The 21,865-nt window shown below is 57.1% G+C and carries 18 protein-coding genes and 2 pseudogenes; 4 read left to right on the top strand and 16 right to left on the bottom strand.

Annotated features, from left to right (window positions below; genetic code table 11):
* Nucleotides 1-155 precede the first annotated feature (155 nt).
* Nucleotides 156-965 carry a helix-turn-helix domain-containing protein gene (locus tag RT21_RS13465; protein ID WP_046163131.1) on the bottom strand — a complete coding sequence of 270 codons (810 nt, stop codon included), beginning with the start codon at nt 963-965 and terminating at the stop codon, nt 156-158.
* 90 nt (nt 966-1,055) lie between these two features.
* On the opposite strand from RT21_RS13465, the gene RT21_RS13460 reads away from it, so the two are divergent.
* Nucleotides 1,056-1,514: a carboxymuconolactone decarboxylase family protein gene (locus RT21_RS13460; RefSeq protein ID WP_046163130.1), complete on the top strand. Its 459-nt coding sequence runs from the start codon at nt 1,056-1,058 to the stop codon at nt 1,512-1,514.
* Nucleotides 1,515-1,554: 40 nt separating this feature from the next.
* Here RT21_RS13460 and RT21_RS13455 read toward each other — a convergent pair whose 3' ends face one another.
* Nucleotides 1,555-2,013, bottom strand: coding sequence for a hypothetical protein (locus RT21_RS13455; protein WP_046163129.1), 459 nt, complete (start codon nt 2,011-2,013; stop codon nt 1,555-1,557).
* Between the two features lie 288 nt (nt 2,014-2,301).
* On the opposite strand from RT21_RS13455, the gene RT21_RS13450 reads away from it, so the two are divergent.
* Nucleotides 2,302-3,327, top strand: a complete 1,026-nt coding sequence (locus RT21_RS13450) for a CNNM domain-containing protein (protein ID WP_046163128.1) — start codon at nt 2,302-2,304, stop codon at nt 3,325-3,327.
* A gap of 39 nt (nt 3,328-3,366) precedes the next feature.
* Here the strand turns inward: RT21_RS13450 and RT21_RS13445 are convergent, their stop codons facing one another.
* From RT21_RS13445 to RT21_RS13410, 10 genes are all read right to left on the bottom strand, one after another.
* Complete coding sequence (locus RT21_RS13445) at nt 3,367-5,595, bottom strand: esterase-like activity of phytase family protein (protein WP_046163127.1); 2,229 nt, start codon at nt 5,593-5,595, stop codon at nt 3,367-3,369.
* A gap of 178 nt (nt 5,596-5,773) precedes the next feature.
* A complete protein-coding gene (locus tag RT21_RS13440; RefSeq protein ID WP_046163222.1) occupies nt 5,774-6,898 on the bottom strand; it encodes a PQQ-dependent sugar dehydrogenase in 1,125 nt (374 codons plus the stop codon).
* Nucleotides 6,899-6,999: 101 nt separating this feature from the next.
* Nucleotides 7,000-8,292 carry a PQQ-dependent sugar dehydrogenase gene (locus RT21_RS13435; RefSeq protein ID WP_046163126.1) on the bottom strand — a complete coding sequence of 431 codons (1,293 nt, stop codon included), beginning with the start codon at nt 8,290-8,292 and terminating at the stop codon, nt 7,000-7,002.
* Nucleotides 8,289-8,738: a DUF2231 domain-containing protein gene (locus tag RT21_RS13430; RefSeq protein ID WP_045424563.1), complete on the bottom strand. Its 450-nt coding sequence runs from the start codon at nt 8,736-8,738 to the stop codon at nt 8,289-8,291. Before RT21_RS13430 ends, RT21_RS13435 begins: the two co-directional genes overlap by 4 nt.
* Before the next feature lie 730 nt (nt 8,739-9,468).
* Nucleotides 9,469-10,251 (bottom strand): hypothetical protein, encoded by a 783-nt coding sequence (locus RT21_RS23610; protein WP_156155721.1) that lies wholly within the window; start codon nt 10,249-10,251, stop codon nt 9,469-9,471.
* Complete coding sequence (locus RT21_RS13425) at nt 10,251-10,682, bottom strand: hypothetical protein (protein ID WP_046163125.1); 432 nt, start codon at nt 10,680-10,682, stop codon at nt 10,251-10,253. Before RT21_RS13425 ends, RT21_RS23610 begins: the two co-directional genes overlap by 1 nt.
* A 119-nt stretch (nt 10,683-10,801) precedes the next feature.
* On the bottom strand, nt 10,802-11,185 hold the full coding sequence (locus RT21_RS23605) for a hypothetical protein (RefSeq protein ID WP_156155720.1): 384 nt from the start codon (nt 11,183-11,185) through the stop codon (nt 10,802-10,804).
* 316 nt (nt 11,186-11,501) lie between these two features.
* Entirely contained in the window at nt 11,502-11,726 is a 225-nt protein-coding gene (locus tag RT21_RS23600; protein WP_156155719.1) for a hypothetical protein, read from the bottom strand.
* A 709-nt stretch (nt 11,727-12,435) separates the two neighbouring features.
* Nucleotides 12,436-13,254, bottom strand: coding sequence for a hypothetical protein (locus RT21_RS13415; RefSeq protein ID WP_046163124.1), 819 nt, complete (start codon nt 13,252-13,254; stop codon nt 12,436-12,438).
* Between the two features lie 84 nt (nt 13,255-13,338).
* A complete protein-coding gene (locus RT21_RS13410; protein ID WP_046163123.1) occupies nt 13,339-14,037 on the bottom strand; it encodes a Rho termination factor N-terminal domain-containing protein in 699 nt (232 codons plus the stop codon).
* 168 nt (nt 14,038-14,205) lie between these two features.
* On the opposite strand from RT21_RS13410, the pseudogene RT21_RS24450 reads away from it, so the two are divergent.
* Nucleotides 14,206-14,828, top strand: a pseudogene (locus RT21_RS24450) (phage integrase N-terminal SAM-like domain-containing protein).
* A gap of 191 nt (nt 14,829-15,019) precedes the next feature.
* Here RT21_RS24450 and RT21_RS13400 read toward each other — a convergent pair.
* From RT21_RS13400 to RT21_RS13390, 3 genes and pseudogenes are all read right to left on the bottom strand, one after another.
* On the bottom strand, nt 15,020-17,158 hold the full coding sequence (locus RT21_RS13400) for a TonB-dependent siderophore receptor (RefSeq protein WP_046163122.1): 2,139 nt from the start codon (nt 17,156-17,158) through the stop codon (nt 15,020-15,022).
* 601 nt (nt 17,159-17,759) lie between these two features.
* Nucleotides 17,760-18,128 (bottom strand): annotated as a pseudogene (locus tag RT21_RS13395) (hypothetical protein); the annotation flags it as partial.
* A 104-nt stretch (nt 18,129-18,232) separates the two neighbouring features.
* Nucleotides 18,233-19,063 (bottom strand): NYN domain-containing protein, encoded by an 831-nt coding sequence (locus RT21_RS13390; protein WP_046163120.1) that lies wholly within the window; start codon nt 19,061-19,063, stop codon nt 18,233-18,235.
* Between the two features lie 228 nt (nt 19,064-19,291).
* Between RT21_RS13390 and RT21_RS13385 the strand changes: the two genes are divergently transcribed.
* Entirely contained in the window at nt 19,292-20,704 is a 1,413-nt protein-coding gene (locus RT21_RS13385) for an alanine/glycine:cation symporter family protein (RefSeq protein WP_046163119.1), read from the top strand.
* 54 nt (nt 20,705-20,758) lie between these two features.
* Here the strand turns inward: RT21_RS13385 and RT21_RS13380 are convergent, their stop codons facing one another.
* The gene (locus tag RT21_RS13380; RefSeq protein WP_046163118.1) at nt 20,759-21,865 is read right to left on the bottom strand and encodes a catalase family protein; all 1,107 of its coding nucleotides are present in this window, start codon (nt 21,863-21,865) and stop codon (nt 20,759-20,761) included.

Raw genomic sequence — 21,865 nt, 5'->3', positions numbered from 1 at the left:
CCATCGCCTGTGAGCTTACTTCTTCCCCGGCTGGCCTTTGCCGGACGGCACCACTGGACGGCCGCCGCGTTCGCATGCGCTTGAAATGACCGTGAGGTGCGGGCATGCCGATCTGTTTGGCCAGGTCATCCGGTGCGAGGGAAGAGCCAGGAGTCTTACCTCTCCGCGACCTTTACCCGGGCCCGATATTGCCCCGGCGTCATGCCGACCACCGTCTTGAAATCGTGGATGAAGTGCGCCTGATCGCTGTAGCCGCAGACCATGGCGGTATCCAGCAGTGGCTGGCCGGCGCGTAACTGGTTGCGGACCAGCGCCACACGCTGGATACGGCTGAATTGCTTGGGTGTCAGACCGACCTGATAGCGGAAAAGCCGTTCCAGCTGGCGCTGGCCGAGCGGTACGGTCTGGAGCAGGTCCTCCAGCCGCGCCCGGCCCTGGTTGGTGGCGATCTGTTCCAGCAGCTGCTGCACCGGGGTGCGCCGCGCCTGGAGCGCACCGAGACGACCGAGCAGGGCCCGTTCAACCAGTGCCTGCTGCGCGTCCCGTTCCAGTTCGGCCAGCTGATCGATCAGATGCGCGAGCGCCAGACTGGGCCAGTCAGCGTCGTGAAGACCGGTCAGTTCGTCGAGGCCGATGCCGAACACCGCGGCACCCATGCCGGGAAGAAAACGCACGCCCATCATCTTGTTGACCAGGCCGACCAGCTGCAGCCGGGTGCTGGCCACTTGCGGCCCGGCGATCAGGGCCCGTCGCGCGCGCGGGGTGCCATCGAAACGCAGCGGATCAGCGAAGTTGAAGATTAGCCCGCTGCCGCCGTCCGGGTGCAGCATCTGCTCGTCATAGACCTGCGAGCCGTCGCCTTCCAGCCACCAGAAACGCTGGACGTACGCGGCCAGCGCCGGGCTCGGCGGACGGGTGACGAAGCCCTGCAGGGAGGGCGGGCGGCCGTGCAAAGAAGCGGACATGGCGGGCGCTCAAAGATGTCGAAAATCTACAATAGCGCAGCGTGGCGGCTGCGTAGCCTGGGTTGCACATTCAACCGAGGAGTGACCACCATGCGTATGAACTACCAGACCGCCGCACCTGACGTGATGACCGCCATGATAGGGCTGGAAACCTATCTGGCAAGGCAGAGCCGCCGCGAGGATGGCGTCGACAAACCGCTGATGGAGCTGGTGAAGATTCGTGTCTCGCAGATCAACGGATGCGCCTTCTGCATCGACATGCACACTAAAGACGCTCGCGCCCTGGGCGAAACCGAACAGCGCATCTATGCCCTGAGCGCTTGGCGCGAAACGCCGTTTTTCACCGACCGCGAACGTGCTGCGCTGGCCTGGGCCGAGGCCAATACGCTGCTGCCTCAGGGTGTGTCGCAGCGGTTGTTCGAGGAGGCGCGCGAGTATTTTACCGAGGCCCAGCTCACTAACCTGACCCTAGCCATCGTAACCATCAACGCCTGGAATCGCTTCGGGGTGTCCTTCGCGCCGGTGCCGGGCAGCTACCAGCCGGAGTAGAGCAACTACCTAGCACCGCTCGGCTGGAAGGACGAGCGGCTCAGGGCATGATCTGCTGGTTGCCCATGGCGCAGAAGCGATGCGCCTGCCGGGCAGCCGGCAACGCCCGAAGCTGCGCTCTGCATTGGGCCTGGCTCGACGTCCGTTCTACGTTGAGTTTCGAATGTTCGTCGACGCCAATCAGGTACGACCGGTTGTAACGTGGACCGTCTTGCCAGCCACTGAATTGCTGGTCGCTGATTGCGCAGCGGTATTGCATGTGGCCGGAGAAACCCTTGAAGCGGTCGCTGCGGAAAATGTGATGGTATTTTTGCCAGTCACGGTCGCGCTGGCCCGCGCGCACCGCTTCGCGGCAGCCTTCCAGTTCGGTGATGCCTGGTTCATGCAAGAAAATGCTCTGTGCCAGGCTGGAGCCGTCGAGCTGCATCGTGGCCACCAAATAGACCCGCTGTTCGGCCGCCTGTGTCGGTAGCGCCAACAGCAAACCCAGCGCCAACATCCCTGTTCTGATCAATCTGCAATGCTCCTGAAGGGCTGTCTCATCGAGGGCCGCACCCTAGCCGAGGAGTGTGTCGGGAAACAAGTGCGAGGAGTATCTAGGCAGACGGGTTGGCTCGCTGGCCCGTTCCGTGGTCGTGAACTCCCTTGAAGGCTGCTGTCGAAATCAGTGTCCTGCGCGAGCGTTCGAATGGGGAAATCAAATGTTGCAAGCCCATCGCGGTAATCAGCTAACCCCTGGCAGCTTTGCTGTAAATTGGCCTGCCATTGGCAATGAAACCTCCCTTACATGACCCTCCTGATAGCGTTCGCTGTCTTATCCATCCTCGTTTCATTCATCTGCTCGATCCTGGAAGCTGCGCTGCTCTCGCTGACGCCTAGCTTCATCGCACACCAGAAGACGTCCCGTCCGAAGCTCTACGAGCGCTTGAAACAGCTCAAAGACAAAGTCGACCAGCCACTTGCGGCGATCCTGACCTTGAACACCGTTGCCCATACCGTCGGCGCGACCGGCGTCGGCGCTCAGGTCACCGTGGTGTTCGGCAACGGCTACGTCGGTATCGCTTCAGCGGTGATGACGGTGCTGATCCTGGTGCTCTCGGAAATCCTGCCCAAAACCATCGGTGCCCGTTACTGGCGCACGCTGGCGCCGTTCCTGCCGCCGGTGCTGAACGGGATGATCTGGATCCTGAAGCCGTTCATCTACCTGTCCGACATGATCATGCGGCTGGTCGGCGGCAAGGAGCCGGAGCACGACATCCGCCAGGAAATCAAGGCGCTGACGGTGCTAGGACGCGAGAACAAGAGCCTCGACGAGGACGAGCAGCGCGTCATCAGGAACATTCTCGACCTGCACGAGATCAAGGTCCGCGACGTGATGACGCCGCGAACGGTTTGCGACCATACGGCACCGGAGACCAGCATCGGCGCATTCAAAGAGCAGGTTGCTGACAGCCAGTTTTCGCGCTACCCGGTGATTGGCGACAACGAGAGCCCGCTGGGTGTCGTGTTCCGCTATGACGCGCTGTCAGCGACGGACGACGAAGCACCGGTCTCTTCGATCATGAAGCCGGTGAAGGTTTCGCCGGAGCTGACCAGTGTCGAGAACCTCATGACCCAGCTGCTGCACGAGCGTCAGCATATGTGCCTGGTCTACGACGAGTTCGGCAGCTGGCGCGGTTTGGTGACGCTAGAAGACATCATGGAAACCATCATCGGCCAGCCGATCATGGACGAAACGGACGACATTCCGAACATGCGGCGCTTCGCCAAGCGCCGCTGGGATCATCGCATCAAGCGCGCCCGCGAGAGCTGAGCGCTCCTGCGGAGCGGGATTGCCGCTCCGCAGGCAATCTCAGCGCTTGATTGTGCCGAGGCGCATGAAGCGCGTCTCGCCGCTGGCGTCTTCCACACCATCGTTGTCAGTGACGACGAACAGGCGGCCCTGTTTGTCGACTGCCGCGCCTTCGACCTTGTCCAGCACCCAGCCGCCAGTGCTCTGCAGATCAGGCAGCAGATCGCGCTCCAGATGCTTGCTCACCACTGGGAAGCTCTGGCCTTCGGCTACGGGCTGCACGCCGGTCAGGTCGATGCGGTACAGGCGCTTGATTTGCGCTGCCGGGCCTTGCTGGTTGTCACGTTCGATGACCAGGAACTGACCGTTACCGATGGACGTCAGCTCGGACAAGCCGACCCAGCCGCCTTCGACAGCCGGGTCGAGCGGGTAATGGACGAAGCCCCATTCGCCGCTGCTCGGATTGAATACGCCGATACGCACCTTGCCGGCCGGGTCGTTCTTCCATTCGCGCTGGAAGGCCACATATACGCGGGTGCTGGCGCCTTCGCCGACCACCGATACGCCTTCGAATCCATTGCTGGTGCGCTGTGCCGAGACGGCTTTCGGGAGCGCGTATTCGGCCAGCACATCGCCTTTTGAATCGGCATGGATCAGCAGGTTCGGCTTGGCCTTGCCGTTGCCTTCGGAGGCCAACCAGAAGTCGCCATTGCTGACTTGGGCAATGCCTTCCAGGTCGTAGTTGACGGTCTCGCCGTCCTTGCGCAGTTCGGTCTGCCCGTCGATGACTGCAGGTGTTTGACTGGTGTCGATGTAGAAGATCCGGGAGGCCTTGTAGTAGCTATCCGGTACGGCATACAGGCGATCGTCCTGCGTACTGTCCGCAACCAGGCCGCTGAGCGCTCCCCAGGGGATCAGAGCGCTATCGCTGGAGCGGATCTCCGGATAATTCGCAGTCCTGGCGCCGTACTGATAAATCGAAATCGTCGAGCGATAGCCGTCTTCGGCCGAGTCTTCTTCACTGCTGACCACCAGTAAGTTGCGCGCCGGGATCGGCAGGATGCCTTCGGGGCCCATGCCGGCCGGCAACAACTGATGCATCACGGGTGCCCAAGGGCGCGCGACGTCGTACACCGCGACGGCATTGCCGCGTTCGCTTCCGACGAAGAGAAAATCCTGCTTGTGGAAGCTCCCCGCCGCGATGCCTTCCGGCTCGATGCCTTTGTTCTCCGAGCGATTCTCCGGATAGTGGCCGGCGCGGATGAAGGCGTGTTCCATCGAGACTCCGGCGTCGTGCCAGACTTGGCCGTTGTAGTCGAAGAGGGTGAATCCGCGACTGCCACCTTCCTCGCCGTTTGTATCCTCATAATCGCCTTCGTTGGCAGTGGCCAGCAGCGCACCGAGCCACGCGATGGAATCCGGCTCGCGGCGTTTGCCTTTAAGGACGCCCACCGGCTCGATGCGGTCGTTCTCCTCAACGTCCACGCCTTCAAGATCGACCTGGCCGGCGCTGAAGTGTCGGATCACCCGACCGCTACGCAGGTCGACCAGCACGATGTGGTTGTTCTCCTGCAGCGTGACGGCCGCAACGTCTTGGTCGTTGATGCTGACGTATTCCGGCTCCGGATCCTCCGGCGCTACTTCGGCTAGGCCCGTCAGGCTCACGTCGCGCGTAGTCCATCGCGACGGCTGGCCCTTAAGATCGACGATCCGCAGATAGCCGCCCGGCAGCTGAGGAAGCAGGCCGTTGTTCAGATCCTCGTCACGCTCGTTCTCGATCACCACGGCGGCATAACGGCCCTTCGGGCTGACGGCGATGGAATCCGGTTGGCCGCCCATGGGCAACGTGGCGACGCGCTTGGGCTGGGCCGGGTTGCGAATGTCGAACACCGCCAGCACGCCGTCTGGCTGCGCAAAGCTGGCCGAAGTATTGACCGCCACCAGTACAAAGTGGTGATGCACTGCGACCGAGGTCGGCTCGCCTTCGAGCTTCACGAAGCCTGCAGGCTTTGGCGATTTCGGGTCTTGAATGTCGACCAGGCCGATCCGCTCGCCGGGGCTGTCGGTGTAGATCAGCGTACGGCCGTCGCGGCTGACTGCGGTGATCTCGGCAACGGTCTCGCGGGAGGCGTCTTCGTCCGCACCGAGGTTGCTGTACACCGGAAACGTTGCAACCCGCTCGAAGTATTCCGCGGCGCGCGATGAGGCAGCCTGAGAGGCGAGCGGCAGCAAGGCCAGTGTTAACGCAGTGGATAGCGCGGTACGGGTCAGGCGGGTCGGTGTTCTCATGCGAGCCTCGGCGATTGGCGATGGGGTTTGGCCGAAACACGCTAGGCGGGGATTGTTACGAGGGCGTTACGGGGTTGCGCTTGTTGCGGCGATCAGATCCTTTGATGAATCGGGGAGGCGTGACAGCTTATCCACTTGTCTCGCCGGTTGTGCCTCCCCAGCCTGTTTGATGCCCCGCCTATTTCGGGCTGAGCTCCAGCAAACGCCCACCATCCCCATCTTCCAGCAGCCAGATGCTGCCGTCCGGGCCTTGCTCGACTTCGCGAATGCGCGCACCCATGTCGTAGCGAGCGGCCTCGCTGGCTGCTTCGCCGTTCAAAGTGACACGGACCAAAGCCTCGGCCGGCAGGCCGCCGATAAACGCATCACCTTTCCAGTCAGCAAACCGGTCGCCGTCATAGATGATCATGCCGGCAGGTGAGATCACCGGTGTCCATGAAATCTTGGGCTCGATGAATTCAGGGCGGGTGTCGTGATCGGGTATCGGACGGCCCCCGTAGTGATTGCCGTTCGAGACTTCCGGATAACCGTAGTTGCCGCTTTTCTGGATCAGGTTGAATTCGTCGCCGCCTTCCGGACCCATCTCGTGTTCCCACAAGCGGCCCTGCCCATCGAACGCGATGCCCAATGGGTTGCGGTGGCCCAACGACCAGATCTGCGCCGTCACGCCGCCTTGGTCGGCGAACGGGTTGTCGGACGGTACGCTCCCGTCCTCGTTCAGGCGAATGACTTTGCCGAGGTTGGCGTTCATGTCCTGTGCAGGGGTGAACTTCTGGCGCTCGCCCGAGGTGATCCAGAGCTTCCCGTCAGGGCCGAACGCAAGACGATGCCCGTAATGGCCTTCACCAGAGACTTTGGGCGCCTGCCGCCAGATCACTTTCGGCTCTGAAAGGGAACCGCCATCGTCGCTTAGCTTCAGGGTTGCGCGGGCGACGGCTGCGCCGCGGTTGTCACCGTCGCCATGCTCGGCATAGCTGAGGTAGATGACATTGTTCTGTGCGAAATCGGGATGGAGGATGACGTCACCAAGCCCGCCCTGACCGCCATAGGCCACCTTTGGTACGCCCGTTATTTCGTGAACCGTCCCGGTCTTCACATCGACATGCTTGAGCACGCCGCGCTTTTCCGTGATCAATGCCGTCCCGTCTGGCAGGAAGGTCATGGCCCAGGGTTCAGAGAAGCTGGCGCGTGGCGTTGCGCTGAACGGCCACTGATCCTGTTCAACGGCGTCAGGCGCAGCGGTTGCGAGCGAAGCCGTACCCAGAGCCATGGCGCTAACGAGGTGCAGAGAGAGTCGCTTCATCACCATCTGTTCTCCAAAAGTCAGGCCCCAGCGCACCTGCGGTGGGGCCATTCGATCAGGGCTCTATGCCGGGCATATCACGCAACTTCCGGACGTTGGGCTTACTGCGTTCGGGTCACCCGCCATACGATGTTAGCCAAGTCGTCAGCCACGATGAGAGCACCGCGTGGGTCGACCGTCACACCCACGGGCCGACCATGTGTCCCTTCGGCAGTGCGGAAGCCCGTCACGAAATCGACTGGCTCGCCCGAGGGTTTCCCGTTCCTGAATGGCACGAAGACCACCTGATAACCGGACGGATTCTCGCGGTTCCAACTGCCGTGCTCGCCAACGAACACGCCTTCGGCAAACTTCTCGCCCATGACCGGTGAAGAAAAGTCCACGCCGAGCGCAGCGACGTGCGGGCCCAGTGCGTAGTCCGGCTTGATCGCGGCCGCGACCAGATCGGGGTTCTGCGGGCGAACGCGATCATCGACGTGCTGCCCCCAGTAGCTATACGGCCAGCCATAGAAGCCGCCTTCTTGTACCGAGGTGAGGTAGTCAGGGACCAGATTCGGACCAAGCTCGTCCCGCTCGTTCACCACCGCCCACAGCTGATCCGTGTCGGGGCGAATCGTCAGTGCCGTTGGGTTACGCAGGCCCGTTGCGTAGGGCTTGTGAGCGCCTGTCTCCGCATTGATCTTCCAGATCATGGCCCGGTCGACTTCCGCCTCCATCCCGCGTTCGGTGATGTTGCTGTTCGAGCCGATGCCAACGTACAAGAAACGACCGTCCGGGCTCGCGGCGAGCGCCTTGGTCCAGTGATGGTTGATCCGATGCGGCAGGTCCGTGACCTTGACCGGCTCGCCACTGGCCTCGGTCTGACCTTCCTGATACTCGAAGCGCACCAGCGAGTCCTGGTTGGCCACATAGATGTTCCCGTTAGCCAGCGCCAGGCCATACGGCGCGTTAAGGCCGTCCGCAAATATCTTCTGCAACTCGTAAACGCCGTCACCATCGGCATCGCGAAGCAGGGTCAGACGGTTACCGCTTTTGACCGAGGTGGTGCCCTTCGCCTTGATGTAGCCGGCGATGACATCCTTCGGTCTTAGCTTGGGTGCATTGCCGCCTCGGCCTTCGGCCACCAGGATGTCCCCATTGGGCAGCACGAGGGTTTGCCTCGGGATCTGCATATCGGTCGCGATCGCGCTGACCGTGAAGCCCTCGGGTACCGTTGGCTTCTTATCACCCCAGCCGACCGGGTCGGCAATCGTCATGCTGGGCAATAGTCCGCGCTCAGGATCGACAAGTTTGGGGTTCTCACCTTTTACCAACGCGATGTCCTGATCCGCGCCGCCGCATGCGCTCAATAACAACGCCACGCTCAGGGCGCTTAGTGGGCCTGCGTATTTCATGCTTCACCTCCTGCGCGCAGATTGGTAAAGCCGATCCAGGTCGCCGCACAGGCCAGGATGGTCACAATCACCGAAAGGATCAGGCCTGATGGCATGCTCGCCCAGGCGTCTTTGGCGTGCACGAGCGCATTAAAAAAGCCCAGCACCCAGGTAGCGGCCAGGAGCACCAGATAGATCAGCGGCCGCCCTTTCTTATGGGTGGCTTTAACCAGATTGACCAGCGCGAACAGGATCGCGAACCCGCAGAAGACCAGGCCCCCGGCGATCAGCCAAGACGCGAAGTTGGTCCACTGAATCTCATAGGTCTGGAAGTACGCGATATCGCTTAGCAGGCCGCCAAGAAACAGCGGAACGGTCCCCCCGAGCAACGTTGCGTGAACTGGGTTAGGTACATGGCGCGAGATGCTGTGTGTCGTGTGATGCGTGCTGTGGGTGATAACGGTCACGGAAGCGTCCTCATCGCTGGCGACCCAGGCCTGATGCATCGCGCGAATGCGCCTGCTGCCTGGTTCGCTCTGACTGTGCATAAATGGGGATCGTGCTGTTGGGGGGTAAGTTCACTCGTATCGACGAGGCGCTTGTTCGTAGGGGAGTGAATTGAGGCCGCATCTGCACAGCCTTGGTGACCCTGTTCGCCCTGTCGGACTTGTGGATGGCGCGCCAACATTTACTGGTGAATACAGGAGAGGCGCCTGCAGTGCAGGAAATGGCTGCCAAGAAAAGCGCGTGGCGGCTAAAAGCTCAGCAATAAGCGGGCGATCTGATTGTTTCTTGGTCGGTATCTCGCTTTCAAAATCAGCGGCGGCCGAAGTTGACCGGAATTACAGGGCTACTTCAGAGCACCCCTAACGTTTGAACTCAGCGGCCCGCTTTAGCGGGTCCGCTGCAGTGAGTAGTTAGGTGGTACGCATCACTTCCGTTAGGAAACAACGGCTCATACGTAACACCCGCCTTATGTAGCGCAGCCATTGATCTAAAGGCGATATCGCTCCAGCATTCTTTTACTTCCGGCGGCGCATCGTTGGGGATTTTTCGCCATTCATTAGCGATAAATGCGATTTGGTCTGGGGAAAGCCAAAGGGCAATTCTGCCCTTTGCGATTTCGTTATCGGGATCTGTCGGGTCCATGCCTACACCTAACGCCTAAATCAGGTGCGCCTCAGGCGTCACCTGCATTTACTTGTTATATGCGTTGTTACTAAACAGTGATTCACTTGCACTTGGATCATACCCTTTACAGCTACCACAGTGATGGCAGTCTAAAACTGACTCTCCATAAACAAATTCGTTTGCATTTGGATCATTTTCTAGCCCATCGAATATATGCTTCTTGGAGTATGGTATTTCAAGAACTCGCGAGAATAAAAATTCTGGTTCTTTCACCAAATCAAATGTAATTATTTCCAGATCAGAAACGACCTTGACTGCTATAACTCCATCATAGAAATCACCTATTGAATGCTCACATAAATCGATTTTATTCATGCAAATATTGCAATTGTCGCCAAATGCCATGCATTCAATGCGATCATACCTTTTTCCGGTTCTATGATTGCAATCAATTGGATCTTTATTACATATTGAACAACTATATTTTTCGAAACCTCTCAAGCTGAACCCGTAATCCTGATGCAAAAGGAGGTTTGGACAGTCCGTATAATAATGATCTTCTTTAAACTTAAATGCACATTGGAAATTTTCTGACAAATACTTTCCAATATCGTGCATCTGTTGTGCTATACCAATACGATGCTCCCTTAAGACCCAAAACACTTTTAGCAGCTTTTCAAGTGCCGTTCTAAGGTCAAACTCTGGATTTTCTGACTTATTATTTTGTACTTTATCTATGAGTTTATGGGCATAAACCCAGCACTCCTTTGCAACACCTACGGGATTTGTTTCATCAAAAGACATCAGTTGAGCCTTAAAGGGAGGCTGATCCTCCATCACGTCAGCCATTAGAGATCCTTTAAACTTTCTATAATCTCGTTAACTTCACTGCCACGTCCCTCTATTAAAAGTTCTTTATATTTCCCATTTTCTTCTTTTACATATTTCACTCTAATCGTTTTATCGCTCGATAAGTTATTTTGTATCCATGCTGTAATAAAATTTGCAAATACAGCGAACGGAATTCCAAAAATCAATGGAAGAATGATATCTGCATCTCTAAGAGCCAAATAACGATGATTTTCGCCTTTGACAACCACTGAATCTATTCCTTGCTCTTGGAAATCTTTACGAATATCAGGAGAATATTCATTAATCACATCAATATTCTCCTCGCACGATTCTGGCATGATGTAAGCCACACCATCACTGAAATCAATATCACGCTCAGACAATACGCGTATTAGTTCTTGTAGATCTACTTCTCTTTCGGCAAACATTTTTCTCTCCTTGAGAATTACGATTTGAGCATATAACGATTAAGCTAACGACTAAGCTAAGGGGCGGCGGAACGCCGTCCCAGCGAACGAAGTGAGCGATTTGAGCGACTTGTTATGCGCTAGTTAATTTTCCAAGAGTTTTCCATGCTCCCAAAATATATTGGACAGTCAGGCTCTTGCTGGGCGGTATACGCGTCGTCAGCCATCAGAACTGCGGGCTGTAGACTTGACGGTTGAAGAAAGTCGAGATCACCACACCCCGTAATGTTAAAGGTATAAGAAGCTTTAATTGATGGGGTTGCTTTAGTTCCTTTGGTTGCGTTTTTAAGTGAAGCTTCTGCTCTTACGATCTCGCCATCGCGGTAACGAACCACCACATTGTATTTACCGCCCACAGCTTTGCTGATAACACCACCCATTGCCGGGTCGGCAGGTGCATCCCCTAAGCATCCAGTCAGTGCCACGAAAAGAAATAAGGATGCGATGTGAAACTTGTTTTTCATGGTTACTGAGTCTCGGTCTTAGGTAAGGGCATAACGTTTGGTTAAGGGGCCGGCTTTAGCCGGTCCCAGTGAGCGAAGCGAACGGTTTGAACCACTAGTTAGGGATTAGCTGACTCAGTAGGATTTTGTAATCGTTACTGAAATTTGAAAGCCACCTAGGGTCATTCTCGAATTTCACTCGGAAATCGGCATTTTCTTTGTCTTCAATTTCGAATGTTTCGTGAAATTCTGTTTCTCGGCTAACGATGACTGGAGCCATGCCATAGTTTGTGAATTGGTCAGCTGTTATGTCAATTATTAGGTCCGACCACAGGAGTCAAATATGGCTCTTAAGTTCTTCTGATGCGCCGCCATTAACGCCGCTGACTCTAATGCTGCCAGGGAAGCCGCTGTCGCTGAGATACGCAGCAAGCAACATTGACGCATCATCGCAGCAAGCATCCGGAAAATTTGAGCAGCCCAACGTTGTGCGCAAGCTAATGCGCGGGGTGCGTTCTAATGCCGCTCTGAATTCTTTGGCGAGTCGGTAAATTTGCTCCATGCGGTTCCCTAACGTTTGGTTAAGGGGCGGGCTTTAGCCCGTCCCAGAGAGCGAAGCGAACGGTTTGAACCATTTGTTAGGTGCTGGCTCACCGAGCCTTCTCTCTTCTAAAAGGCTCTACCTCATGCAGATATTGTCTTTTGGACGCTCAAGGCCATTTGATCCCAATGTACGCGAAGCCATACCTCTGTGATTACTGCCGTGAGTTAATAGGTGAACCATTATTTCCTCTACTGATAGTTCTCCATAGTCGCCGTCAGTAAATTTGAAAGAGATAATTTTGGTCAATATTTCGGGAGCGGCTGTAGCGGAAAAATGAACAAGCCACGAAACATTTTCTTCAATTCTTTCTTTTAATTCTGAGTACGTTGGTGTTTCTAGAGTGTTGTCAGCTGAGTAAAGCTCAGGAGTTCCTGACATTCAGCTGATAAATAAACTGTCAACCACTGTGGTGTGGTTGAGGATTCTAATAAAGAAGACAGCATCGCTCTCCGGGAGCAGGTGTAGCTGGCGTTCTCCGAGGCTCAGTAGTTCAGAGTTTGCCCATTTTTTATACTGAAATGCTTTTGCAAACTGCAATTTAGAAATCTCCATTTTCTGCTGAACGCAGCGCTTTCTAGTTCCAGCACCTAACGTTTGGTTAAGGGGCGGGCTTTAGCCCGTCCCAGTGAGCGCAGCGAACGGTTTGAACCAGTTGTTAGAGGTTACGTTACGCTGGATCAAATGTGTGTTCTTCATGGTAGCGAAGAATTGTGTACATTTTGGGTACGCCATTGATTGTTTGAACCTCAACGTCGACTACGTATGCAAGCTTGTGCCATGGCTTTGAAAATCGGTCGTCACCCGCAAGCATGGCTTCTTTCACTGCATTATTTTCGAATATTACTTTCAGCGGCTTCTTGGATATGTCTTCGATTGTTGCTTTGTCACCAGTGTGTGACTCGGTATCAAATTTAGTTTGATACCAATACATAACTTTATTTTTTTGAATGTGATCGTCGGGTTCTTGAAGACGTTCAAGATGTCGTTGAATAGTGTTCTGAGCTGCGTTGGCTTCTTGAGAGTTTATAAAGAATTGATTAATTACTGTACTACCATCTGATACAGTGAAATTTAGCTGGGAGCCATTGTCTTTTGCTACGGGTTCTAGAATGTTGTTCCATTGCTTTAAGTCTTGCTTGGAAACTTCTTTGGGCGGAGTATCCATTTTGCCAAGTAGCCAGTCTATGATTGCTTTGGCTTGGGTAGTCCATTCTGAAAGTGAGCCGCCACTCCAGACTAATGGAACAATTGGCATTGTTAGCGCCACAAGCTCGACAATTATAGAGCCTGTACGGACTTCTTTTATATAAAGCTCTGTGCTCGCATCATAGTCTTGATTGGTTTCAGACTCGATGAATCTCTGATATTGCTGATTGATACCTAGCAGAGACATTGTGAGGTCAGTTAAAACAACTGGTTTTTGGTTGTTAATCTTGATTTCAAGCTTATGGCTGAAATCTATTTCAATGACGTTACTAACTTCCATGAGTAACCTCTAACGATTGAGCTAAGGGGCCGGCTTCGCCGGTCCCAGCGAGTGAAACGAGCGACTTCAGCGCCTTGTTAGCTTTTATTCGTTCAGTGGAAATGCACTTTCGATCCAAGCGTCTTTCAGTACTGGCTCTGCGAAAGTGCCTCCTAGCAACCCATTCATCCTTACTCTTTGGTCTTTACTAAGTAGGTAGAGTTGAGACATAAGCTCATAACCTGAGTCTGTAGGAAGAACAGGTTCGAAAACAAAATAAGCTACTAGGCTATTGTTTGATTCTCTGAGTGGCGTTAATTTGATGCCAATAACTTTCTCAAATGGGAACTGTCCTAATGCACCTGGTGTGAAACCAACAAATGAAGAAATATACCCTTCCCAGGTTACTCTTTGGCCGCTGTGTATATTAAATATTTTCTCGCGCTTTAGTTGGTCCATTGACGAGTAATCTCTAAAGCCAACAGGATTTTCTACCACGTTAATAGCACGTCTAGCTCCCTCTAAGTATGGGTCTTCGTTTTTAGTTAATGGAATAAAATAAAAGATCACTGAAAGCACTAGAGCTAATACAGTGACAACGCCATAGACGTGGTTGTGATACGTGTGCCACCAAGATGGATAAATTTCCTGCTCCAGCTTCTTGATGTCAGATTTTAAAATAAAATTTACGAGCTCAATTTTATTTAAATTACTATAGCCTGTAATTCTCAAATTTTTGGCGAGCAACTTTAGTTCATCTTTATTTTTCTCTTCCAGTTTATCTCTGATTGCTTCGTCATTCATGCTATAACTTCATTGTAATTTTGATTTGAAAGCTAACTATAATTAGACACCATTTGGTGTATAAGACGCCGGACGGGCGTGGTGTATAACATTCCTTGTCATCGCGGTGCTCCTTGTCTAGGCTGGGCGTTTCCGAAGGACGGTGACTGTATAAGGGAGTTATACACCATGGATGGAAGGCCGCGATTGCTCGATCAGGTCCGGGACCAGATCCGGCTGAAACACTACTCGATCAGAACTGAACGTGTCTATTGCGAGTGGGTGAAGCGCTATATCCGATTTCACAAATATCGACATCCGCTTGAAATGGGCGCAGCTGAAGTTGAGGCGTTTCTTTCGGATTTGGCTGTGCGCCGTGATGTATCCGCTTCAACGCAGAATCAGGCGCTGGCTGCGTTGTTGTTTCTTTATAAGCAAGTACTCAAGCAGGAGCTACCCTGGCTTGGCGAAGTGGTGCGTGCAAAAAAGCCCGCTCGTCTGCCGGTGGTGCTCTCTATCGACGAAGTGCAAAGGATTCTCAGCCATCTGGATAACGACGTCGGGTTGATAGCACGACGGTTATATGGTGGCGGTCTGCGGTTGCTGGAAGGGGTACGGCTCAGAGTCAAGGACGTCGATTTATCGCGCCTACGTTGCGGCATAGCTTCGCAACTCATCTGTTGGAAAGCGGACAAGATATTCGCACTGTGCAGGAGTTGTTGGGCCATGCAGACGTGAAGACAACCATGGTCTACACCCACGTACTAAACCGGGGCGGCTTGGCGGTTTTGAGTCCGTTGGATCGTTTGTAAGTTTGCGGTATGCGCAGAGGGATGCGCTGGTCCGGCTATCGGCCGCCAGGTACGGTCGCGAAAGGGCGAACCGCCTAGGATCGCTAGGACGGGCCCGTGTCATTTTTGAAAATGAATGAGCTGTAACGGTGGGTAATACCGCGCCCTGGGCGATGGCAAGCCATCAACCCAGGGCATTGCACCAATAGGCGCTAGATCTCGATTGATACCCCAGCCTGCAGGGTGCGTGGGGCGCCCGGGTAGGCCCAGATGTTCCACGCGCGCTCTTCGTATTCCTCGTCGAAGACGTTGTCGAGGTTGAGGTTGAGGCGAATGCGGTCGGTGAGCGGGTAGTAGGCCAGCAGATCGACCACGGTGTAGGCGCCCATGTCGTAGGCAGTGTTCGAGGTGCTGCCCTTGCGTGAACTGACGTACTTCACGCCAACCCCAAGGCCCAGCCCGTCCAGCGCACCGTTGTCGAACTCGTAGGTGTCGAGCAGGTTGAAGCTATGCTCTGGCACGTTGGCCAGGCGGCTGCCCACCGGCACGGCGGCGCTGTTGCTTTCAGTGACTTCAGCGTCAACGTAGGCATAGCCGCCGATCACGCGCCATTGCGGGGTGATGTTGCCGGCAACGCTGAGGTCGAAGCCGCGGCTGCGGACCTCGCCTGCAGCCACCTGGAAGGCCTGGGAGCCAACGTTTGCCGGATCAGCCGTCAGCACGTTTTCCTTGGTGATGTGGAACAGCGCGGCCGTCACGCTCAGGTTGTGTTCGGGCAGGTCGTACTTGATGCCAGTCTCGTAGGCGACGCCTTCTTCCGGGTCGAACGCCTGGCTGCTGCGGTCGGCGCCACGGTTGGGCTTGAATGAGCGGGAAGCGTTGGCGTAGACGGCCAGTGCTTCGGTAAGGTCGTAGATTGCACCGATGCGCGGCGAGACGGCGTTATGCGCCTGATCCCAGCTGCCAGCAGCCGACAGCTTGTTGGTGTAATTCTGCTCGAAGCGTTCCAGGCGGGCGCCCAGTTGCAGGGTGAATCGGTCGGTCAGCTCGACCTGATCCTGCATATAGAAGGCATAGGACTTCAGGTCTTCGTCGTCCCAGTAGTTGGGGCCGAGAATGGGGGGCAGCGGCTGGCCATAGACCGGCTCGTACATGTCGATCGGGAAGGAGCCTACGCCACCTGCGGAACGGTCGATGCGGGAGTTGTAGTTAAAGTCGTCGTACTCGATGCCGGTCAGCAGGGTATGCATGAAGCCCAGAGCGCTGAAGCGGCCTTCGAGGTTGGCCTGAACGGCCGTATCGTTCCATTCCAGCCGTCGTTCGCTGTAATTGCGCCCCACGGTGCGGCCGTCAGCGGCCAGGGCGTTGTTCTCCACGGCGCCACCCTCCAGGCTGCCGTCGAGGTATTGCACGCCGCCGCGCAGCGTCCACTGATCATCCAGCAGGTGCTCGATGCGCAGCTGGGTCATGGCGTTTTCGTTCGTGAACTTGCCGGCGCTTTCTTCCCCGAGGAAGCGATCACGTGGCAGCTGGCCTTGCTGGCCGGCGTAGCGCGTCACGCCGCGGTCGAGCGGGTGACGGTTGTGGAGGTAGTCACCTTCCAGAATGATCGCGGTGGCGTCGCTGAGGTCCCAGCGCAGCACTGGGGCAACGTTGTAGCGTTCGCTTTCGACATGATCGCGAAAGCTGTCAGCGCCTTCGGCCACCAGGTTGAGGCGATAGGTGAATTCGGCCTGCTCGTCCAGTGCGCCGGTGGTGTCCAGCGTGCCGCGGCGCAGCCCCTCGGTATTGAATTGAGTGCCCAGCACGGTCCGCTGCTTGGCCTGCGGTTGCTTGCTGACAATGTTGAAGGTGCCGCCCGGGTCGCCACGGCCATACAGCATCGAAGCCGGGCCACGCAGGACCTCGATTCGTTCGATAGTGGCGGCGTCCGGCATGTTGGGGTAGCCACGGTTGATGGCGAAGCCGTTGCGGTAGAACTCCTGGGAGCTGAAGCCGCGTACCAGGAATTCGGTCAGGCCCTGGCCGCCGAAGTTGTTGCCGCGCTCGACGCCGCCGGCATAGTCCAGTGCATCCTCGAGACGGGTGGCACCGATGTCTTCTACCACCTGCCCAGGGACGACGCTGATCGACTGCGGGATTTCATGGATGGGCGTGTCGGTACGCGTTGCGCTGGCCGAGCGCGTAGCGCGATAGCCGTCCACTGGGCCGTCGGCGCGTTCGGCTTGCGAGGCGGTGATCTCCATTTGTTCGAGGGCGATGGGGGCCCCGGTAGATCCCGTTTGTTCGGCAGCGTAAGCGGTGGCGGCGAGCGCCTGTAGCGACAGCACAGGCACGAGAAGTCGACGCATTGCGGCAGTTCCTTTTTGAAGGCTTCGAGCAGAGGGGCGCAGATGCTATAGATGTTGATAACTATTATCAATTGAGTCTTTTGGCTGGATGCCTAATTGGGTCGGTTTGGCGTTTTCGATAGCCATTGCCGTGCCGCTCAACCCGGCAATGTTGCTGAGCAGGTCTTGTCGACGCGGACAATAAGGGAGCCGGTAGGGAAGCGAGCGAACCCGGCCGGCTCGGATGATTAACAGCGCGCGAGCAAGTCGGCATGCTGCGCGGACAGGACGAACAGCCCAGATATCAGCGAGCAACGTTGCGCGTCGAATGACGGGAGTTCGGCAGCCTACGAGGGAGGGCCAGAGGGCGCTCGGTCGATCAGCCTCGTGTTATCGAGGCTTCCCCCCGAGCACTGATTTGCCGCGAGGATGCGCCACTCATGCCCGGCGCATCGCAATGGCCATCCTCAAATCAACGATCCCGGCTGGCGCCTTCGCGGGACCGAGTCGAGTCGGCTGGCGTTTCGGTGCCGGTCATCGTCGACGATTCGGTATCGGGTTGGGTGTCGTCAGTAGGCTCGGCTCCAGGCTCGCTGGACGGTACGACTGTTGGCGTTCCGATGCTTTGCGAGGCGCCACGGCAAGTCAGCTCGGCGAAAGGCTGGTCCGGCGAGTACTCGCCTGGCACCCGCTCTACCCGCTGAGTGTTGGGGCTTACGGTGAAAACGGGCGGGGCGGAGGTGTCGGCACGTGCATCCTCGGGCACGTGGAATTCGCAGGTCACGGTGTCACCGGTATTGTTCCTCACCTTCACCGCACGTATTCCGACCAGCTCGCCACCCGCCTCGGTGGTCGAGGTCGGCACGCCCATGGCGCTGACTTCAATATCCAGGCCGTTCAGGTGGGTAATCACTTCGGGCTTGGGTGTCTGGGCAAACGCAACAGGTGCGCAAAGGGCTAAGCCTAGGGTCGTGAGCAGTGCCTTGGTCATGGAAACCTCCTCGAGTCGATGACTGCTTAGAAGGGTTCGAGGGGTGAGGGTTCGGTCTGCTCTCCGATTTGCTTGACCGGTGCTTCGCAACCAGCGGTTGAGCGCTACTTCTGTGGCTTCAGATTGCGCGCATAAAGCGCTTTCCCGCCGGTGGAGGTGGTGCCTCTGGCCTCCAGCTCGAAGCGTTTGGAATGCGATTTGATCAGATCGCTGAGTTTCTTGAAGCCATACAGCCGCGGGTCGAAGGCGGGACGCAGTTTGCTGATGTTGGAGCCGAGCTCGCCGAGCTGCACCCAGTCATCCTCGTCATCGGCAATGTCGCTAAGAACCTTGGCGATGAACTCCACCGGAGCCTTTTGCGCTTTGACCTGGCCGCCTTTGTCGGCGGTTTTGACCTCGTCTTCGGACTTTTCTGCAGGCTCCGGCGCGGTCGTCTTGTCCCCATTGTTTGGGGGTTCCTGAGAGGTCTTGGGCGCGTCGGCGCGAAGAATTTCGGTGTAGATGAACTTGTCGCAGGCTGAAACGAAGGGCGATGGGGTTTTTTGTTCGCCAAAGCCGTAGACGGTCAGGCCTTCTTCGCGGATTCGTGCGGCCAGACGCGTGAAGTCGCTGTCGCTCGAGACCAGGCAGAAGCCGTCGAAGCGGCGCGTGTAGAGCAGGTCCATCGCGTCGATGATCAACGAGCTATCGGTGGCGTTCTTACCGGAGGTATAGGCGAACTGCTGAATCGGCTGGATCGAATAGTCGAGCAGTACCTTCTTCCAGCTGCCGAGGTTGGGCTTGGTCCAGTCGCCGTAGATGCGCTTGACGCTGGCGACGCCGTATTTGGCGATTTCCTCGAACAGGCCTTCGACAATCGCGGCGGGGGCGTTATCGGCGTCGATAAGAACCGCAAGATGGATCTGCTGACGGGCGTTGCTGGGCTTGGTGGCCATGATTCGTCCCTGGATGGATGTGTGCCGACCATAACGCCAGTTGCAACTGGGGGCCAGGGCAGTGCGGTAGCAATCTGGATGACAGGCTTTGCCGTTCCGATTGAACCCTCGCGGGCGAGTCGGTTCCGACTTTGCGTCCAGGCTGCTCGAAGCGCTCTGGCTGGTGCTGCCCAGCGTAGCGACTAGAGTAAGCCGTACCCTTAACGTTTCTCACGAAAAGGCGCCTTCATGACTCCCATCGTCGACTTTCTCAACACCATCTTCTGGGGCTACGTTCTTATCTATGGGCTGCTTGCGGTGGGTGTGTTCTTCACCATCCGCCTGGGCTTCCTGCAGTTTCTGCATTTCGGCGAGATGGTTCGGGCGATCAGAGGCGCGCGGCAAAGCGATTCGTCAGGTATCTCACCGTTCCAGGCGTTGTGTACCAGCCTCGCGTCGCGGGTTGGCACTGGCAACCTGGCCGGGGTAGCCGTTGCGCTTTACCTGGGCGGTGCCGGGGCAATCTTCTGGATGTGGATGGTGGCGCTGGTGGGCATGGCCACGGCCTATGCGGAAAGCTCACTCGCACAGCTGTACAAGGTGCGCGACGGGGAGGGCCAGTATCGGGGCGGCCCGGCGTTCTACATTGCCAAGGGTTTGAAGGCGCCATGGGCGGGCGGCGTGTTTTCCGTGGCGCTGATCATCTCGTTCGGACTGGTGTTCAACGCGGTGCAGGCCAACTCCATTGCCGATGCCATGGAGGGCGCGTTTGGTGTCCCGAAACTCTGGGTTGGCATTGCCATCGCCATCCTCGCCGGGCTGGTGATCTTCGGCGGGCTACGCTCCATAGCGCGCTTCGCCGAACTCGTGGTGCCGCTGATGGCGGGCCTTTATGTGTTAATGGCACTGATCGTGTTGCTGATGAACCTCACCGAGGTGCCAGGCGTGCTGATGACCATCGTCCGCAGCGCCTTTGGCCTCGAAGAAGCCGCCGGTGGTGTCGCCGGCTCGGTGACCGCGGCGATGCTCAATGGCATCAAGCGCGGCTTGTTCTCCAACGAGGCAGGCATGGGCTCGGCGCCCAACGTGGCGGCGACGGCGACCCCAGCGCCGCATCATCCGTCTTCCCAGGGGCTGGTGCAGGCGATGGGCGTGTTCATCGACACCATCGTTATCTGCACCGCTACCGCGGTGATGATTCTTCTGTCGGGCGTTCTGGAGCCCGGTTCGGGTGTGACCGGCACGCAACTCACCCAGCAGGCGATGGAAAGCCACATCGGCGTGGCAGGGACCTACTTCATCGCCATCGCCATTCTGTTTTTCGCCTTTACCTCGATTGTCGCCAACTACGCCTATGCGGAGAACGCGCTGATCTTCCTGGGTGCGGGTAACAAACTCGGCCTGACTCTGCTGCGCCTGGCGGCATTGGGAATGGTGATCTGGGGCGCTTACGAGGCAGTCACGACCGTGTTCAACGCGGCGGATGCGTCCATGGGGCTGATGGCGACGATCAACCTGATCGCAATCACGCTGCTCTCCGGCACGGTGGTGAAACTGACCAAGGACTATATGGCACAGATCAAGGCGGGCGAGGTGCCTACGTTCAAGGCCGCGGACTACCCGGAACTGAAAGCCAAGATCAACAACAACATCTGGCGCTGATGTGAAAACGCCCCGGCAAGCATGCCGGGGCGTCGTGCCTTACAGCTCGGTGGGTCAGCTCGGTAGCCGGTCCAGTGTTTTTGGCTCATGCATCGGGCAGCCGTTGTGACGAGCACGGAACTCGGATGACATCTCATAGGCCGGCTTGCGCGAGCGCATGATGCCGCCGAGCGGTCGATGGGCCGCCAGTCCATGCCAGGGGCTGAAGGACATCTGGTCATCCACCACCGCTGCGCGGGCTTCGCTCCAGGCCGATTGCGGCTGGACGTTGATCCGCGCAACCGTGACGTAAGGGCTGGCATCTTCCGGCCAGACCACGCTGGCGTCCTCGATGGGCATTTTCTCGATGTCAGTGGCCAGCTGCACACGTAGCTCCCAGGTCCCGCCGTGCTGAGCGAAATGGTCGTTGATCGCCTCGCGCAACCCGTTCGGCTTGTCCTTGAGGTCGACGTTCTGATCGGTCAGCGCCGTCAATTCCGGCGAAACAGGCACCACCGAGAGCTTGGCGAAGTAACGGCCATAGAGCAGCGGAACCACGCTGTAATAGGTCTCCCCGAGCAGGTTGGTGGTGGGATGACCGCCCATGCCCTTGAGCGTCGCACTTTCGCCGCCGGCCTTTTCCACCAGACTCTCGGCACCGCGCAGCGCGGCAGACAGCGCCTGCTTGGCGCGGGGCGCTCGGTCGGTAGTCTTGGCGATCAACTTCACCGACTTGAGAAAGTCCTTGGGTGTCGGCGCCAGGAACGCCGGCGCGTTGACCATGACGAAATCCTGGGTGACCTGGCCGTCCGCATTCGGCAGGCGTTCGCCTTCAACGCCGATGAGCTTGATCGCCAGCCCGCGCGGAGTGGAAACCTTGTCATCAAGGATGTCGCCCGGATTGGTCGAATAACGCATCACCACCGGCATCTTCCCTGGCTTCGCAAAAGCCCCCTGGGCCAGTTCTGGCGGTAGGTCAGGCAGGATTTCGATTTCGCCCTGCAGCAGGCCGTGGCTCTTGGCGTGCACGCTGCGAACAGCATGGCCGCTGTCGGCAAAGGTCGTCTCGGTGATCTCGCGCATGGCCTGGATCAGGCCGGAGATGGTCTCGGCTTCGTCGTCTGGCACCTGCTCGAAAGCGGGGTCGAAGGGTAGGGGCGTTACGGTCAGGCGATCGGTCAT

This window comes from Pseudomonas sp. 10B238 (assembly GCF_000970615.1).
In the GTDB taxonomy this organism is placed as follows: Bacteria; Pseudomonadota; Gammaproteobacteria; order Pseudomonadales; family Pseudomonadaceae; genus Stutzerimonas.
The sequence above is the reverse complement of the archived record's forward strand: the minus strand, read 5'-3'. Positions and strand labels throughout refer to the sequence as shown.

Coding starts and splice junctions, on each gene's coding strand:
- RT21_RS13445 (WP_046163127.1), bottom strand. CDS start 5,595: ATGAGAACACCGACCCGCCTGACCCGTACCGCGCTATCCACTGCGTTA.
- RT21_RS13425 (WP_046163125.1), bottom strand. CDS start 10,682: ATGTTTGCCGAAAGAGAAGTAGATCTACAAGAACTAATACGCGTATTG.
- RT21_RS13410 (WP_046163123.1), bottom strand. CDS start 14,037: ATGAATGACGAAGCAATCAGAGATAAACTGGAAGAGAAAAATAAAGAT.
- RT21_RS13450 (WP_046163128.1), top strand. CDS start 2,302: ATGACCCTCCTGATAGCGTTCGCTGTCTTATCCATCCTCGTTTCATTC.
- RT21_RS13455 (WP_046163129.1), bottom strand. CDS start 2,013: ATGTTGGCGCTGGGTTTGCTGTTGGCGCTACCGACACAGGCGGCCGAA.
- RT21_RS23610 (WP_156155721.1), bottom strand. CDS start 10,251: ATGGCTGACGTGATGGAGGATCAGCCTCCCTTTAAGGCTCAACTGATG.
- RT21_RS23600 (WP_156155719.1), bottom strand. CDS start 11,726: ATGGAGCAAATTTACCGACTCGCCAAAGAATTCAGAGCGGCATTAGAA.
- RT21_RS13415 (WP_046163124.1), bottom strand. CDS start 13,254: ATGGAAGTTAGTAACGTCATTGAAATAGATTTCAGCCATAAGCTTGAA.
- RT21_RS13435 (WP_046163126.1), bottom strand. CDS start 8,292: ATGAAATACGCAGGCCCACTAAGCGCCCTGAGCGTGGCGTTGTTATTG.
- RT21_RS13380 (WP_046163118.1), bottom strand. CDS start 21,865: ATGACCGATCGCCTGACCGTAACGCCCCTACCCTTCGACCCCGCTTTC.
- RT21_RS13440 (WP_046163222.1), bottom strand. CDS start 6,898: ATGAAGCGACTCTCTCTGCACCTCGTTAGCGCCATGGCTCTGGGTACG.
- RT21_RS13465 (WP_046163131.1), bottom strand. CDS start 965: ATGTCCGCTTCTTTGCACGGCCGCCCGCCCTCCCTGCAGGGCTTCGTC.
- RT21_RS13390 (WP_046163120.1), bottom strand. CDS start 19,063: ATGGCCACCAAGCCCAGCAACGCCCGTCAGCAGATCCATCTTGCGGTT.
- RT21_RS23605 (WP_156155720.1), bottom strand. CDS start 11,185: ATGAAAAACAAGTTTCACATCGCATCCTTATTTCTTTTCGTGGCACTG.
- RT21_RS13460 (WP_046163130.1), top strand. CDS start 1,056: ATGCGTATGAACTACCAGACCGCCGCACCTGACGTGATGACCGCCATG.
- RT21_RS13385 (WP_046163119.1), top strand. CDS start 19,292: ATGACTCCCATCGTCGACTTTCTCAACACCATCTTCTGGGGCTACGTT.
- RT21_RS13400 (WP_046163122.1), bottom strand. CDS start 17,158: ATGCGTCGACTTCTCGTGCCTGTGCTGTCGCTACAGGCGCTCGCCGCC.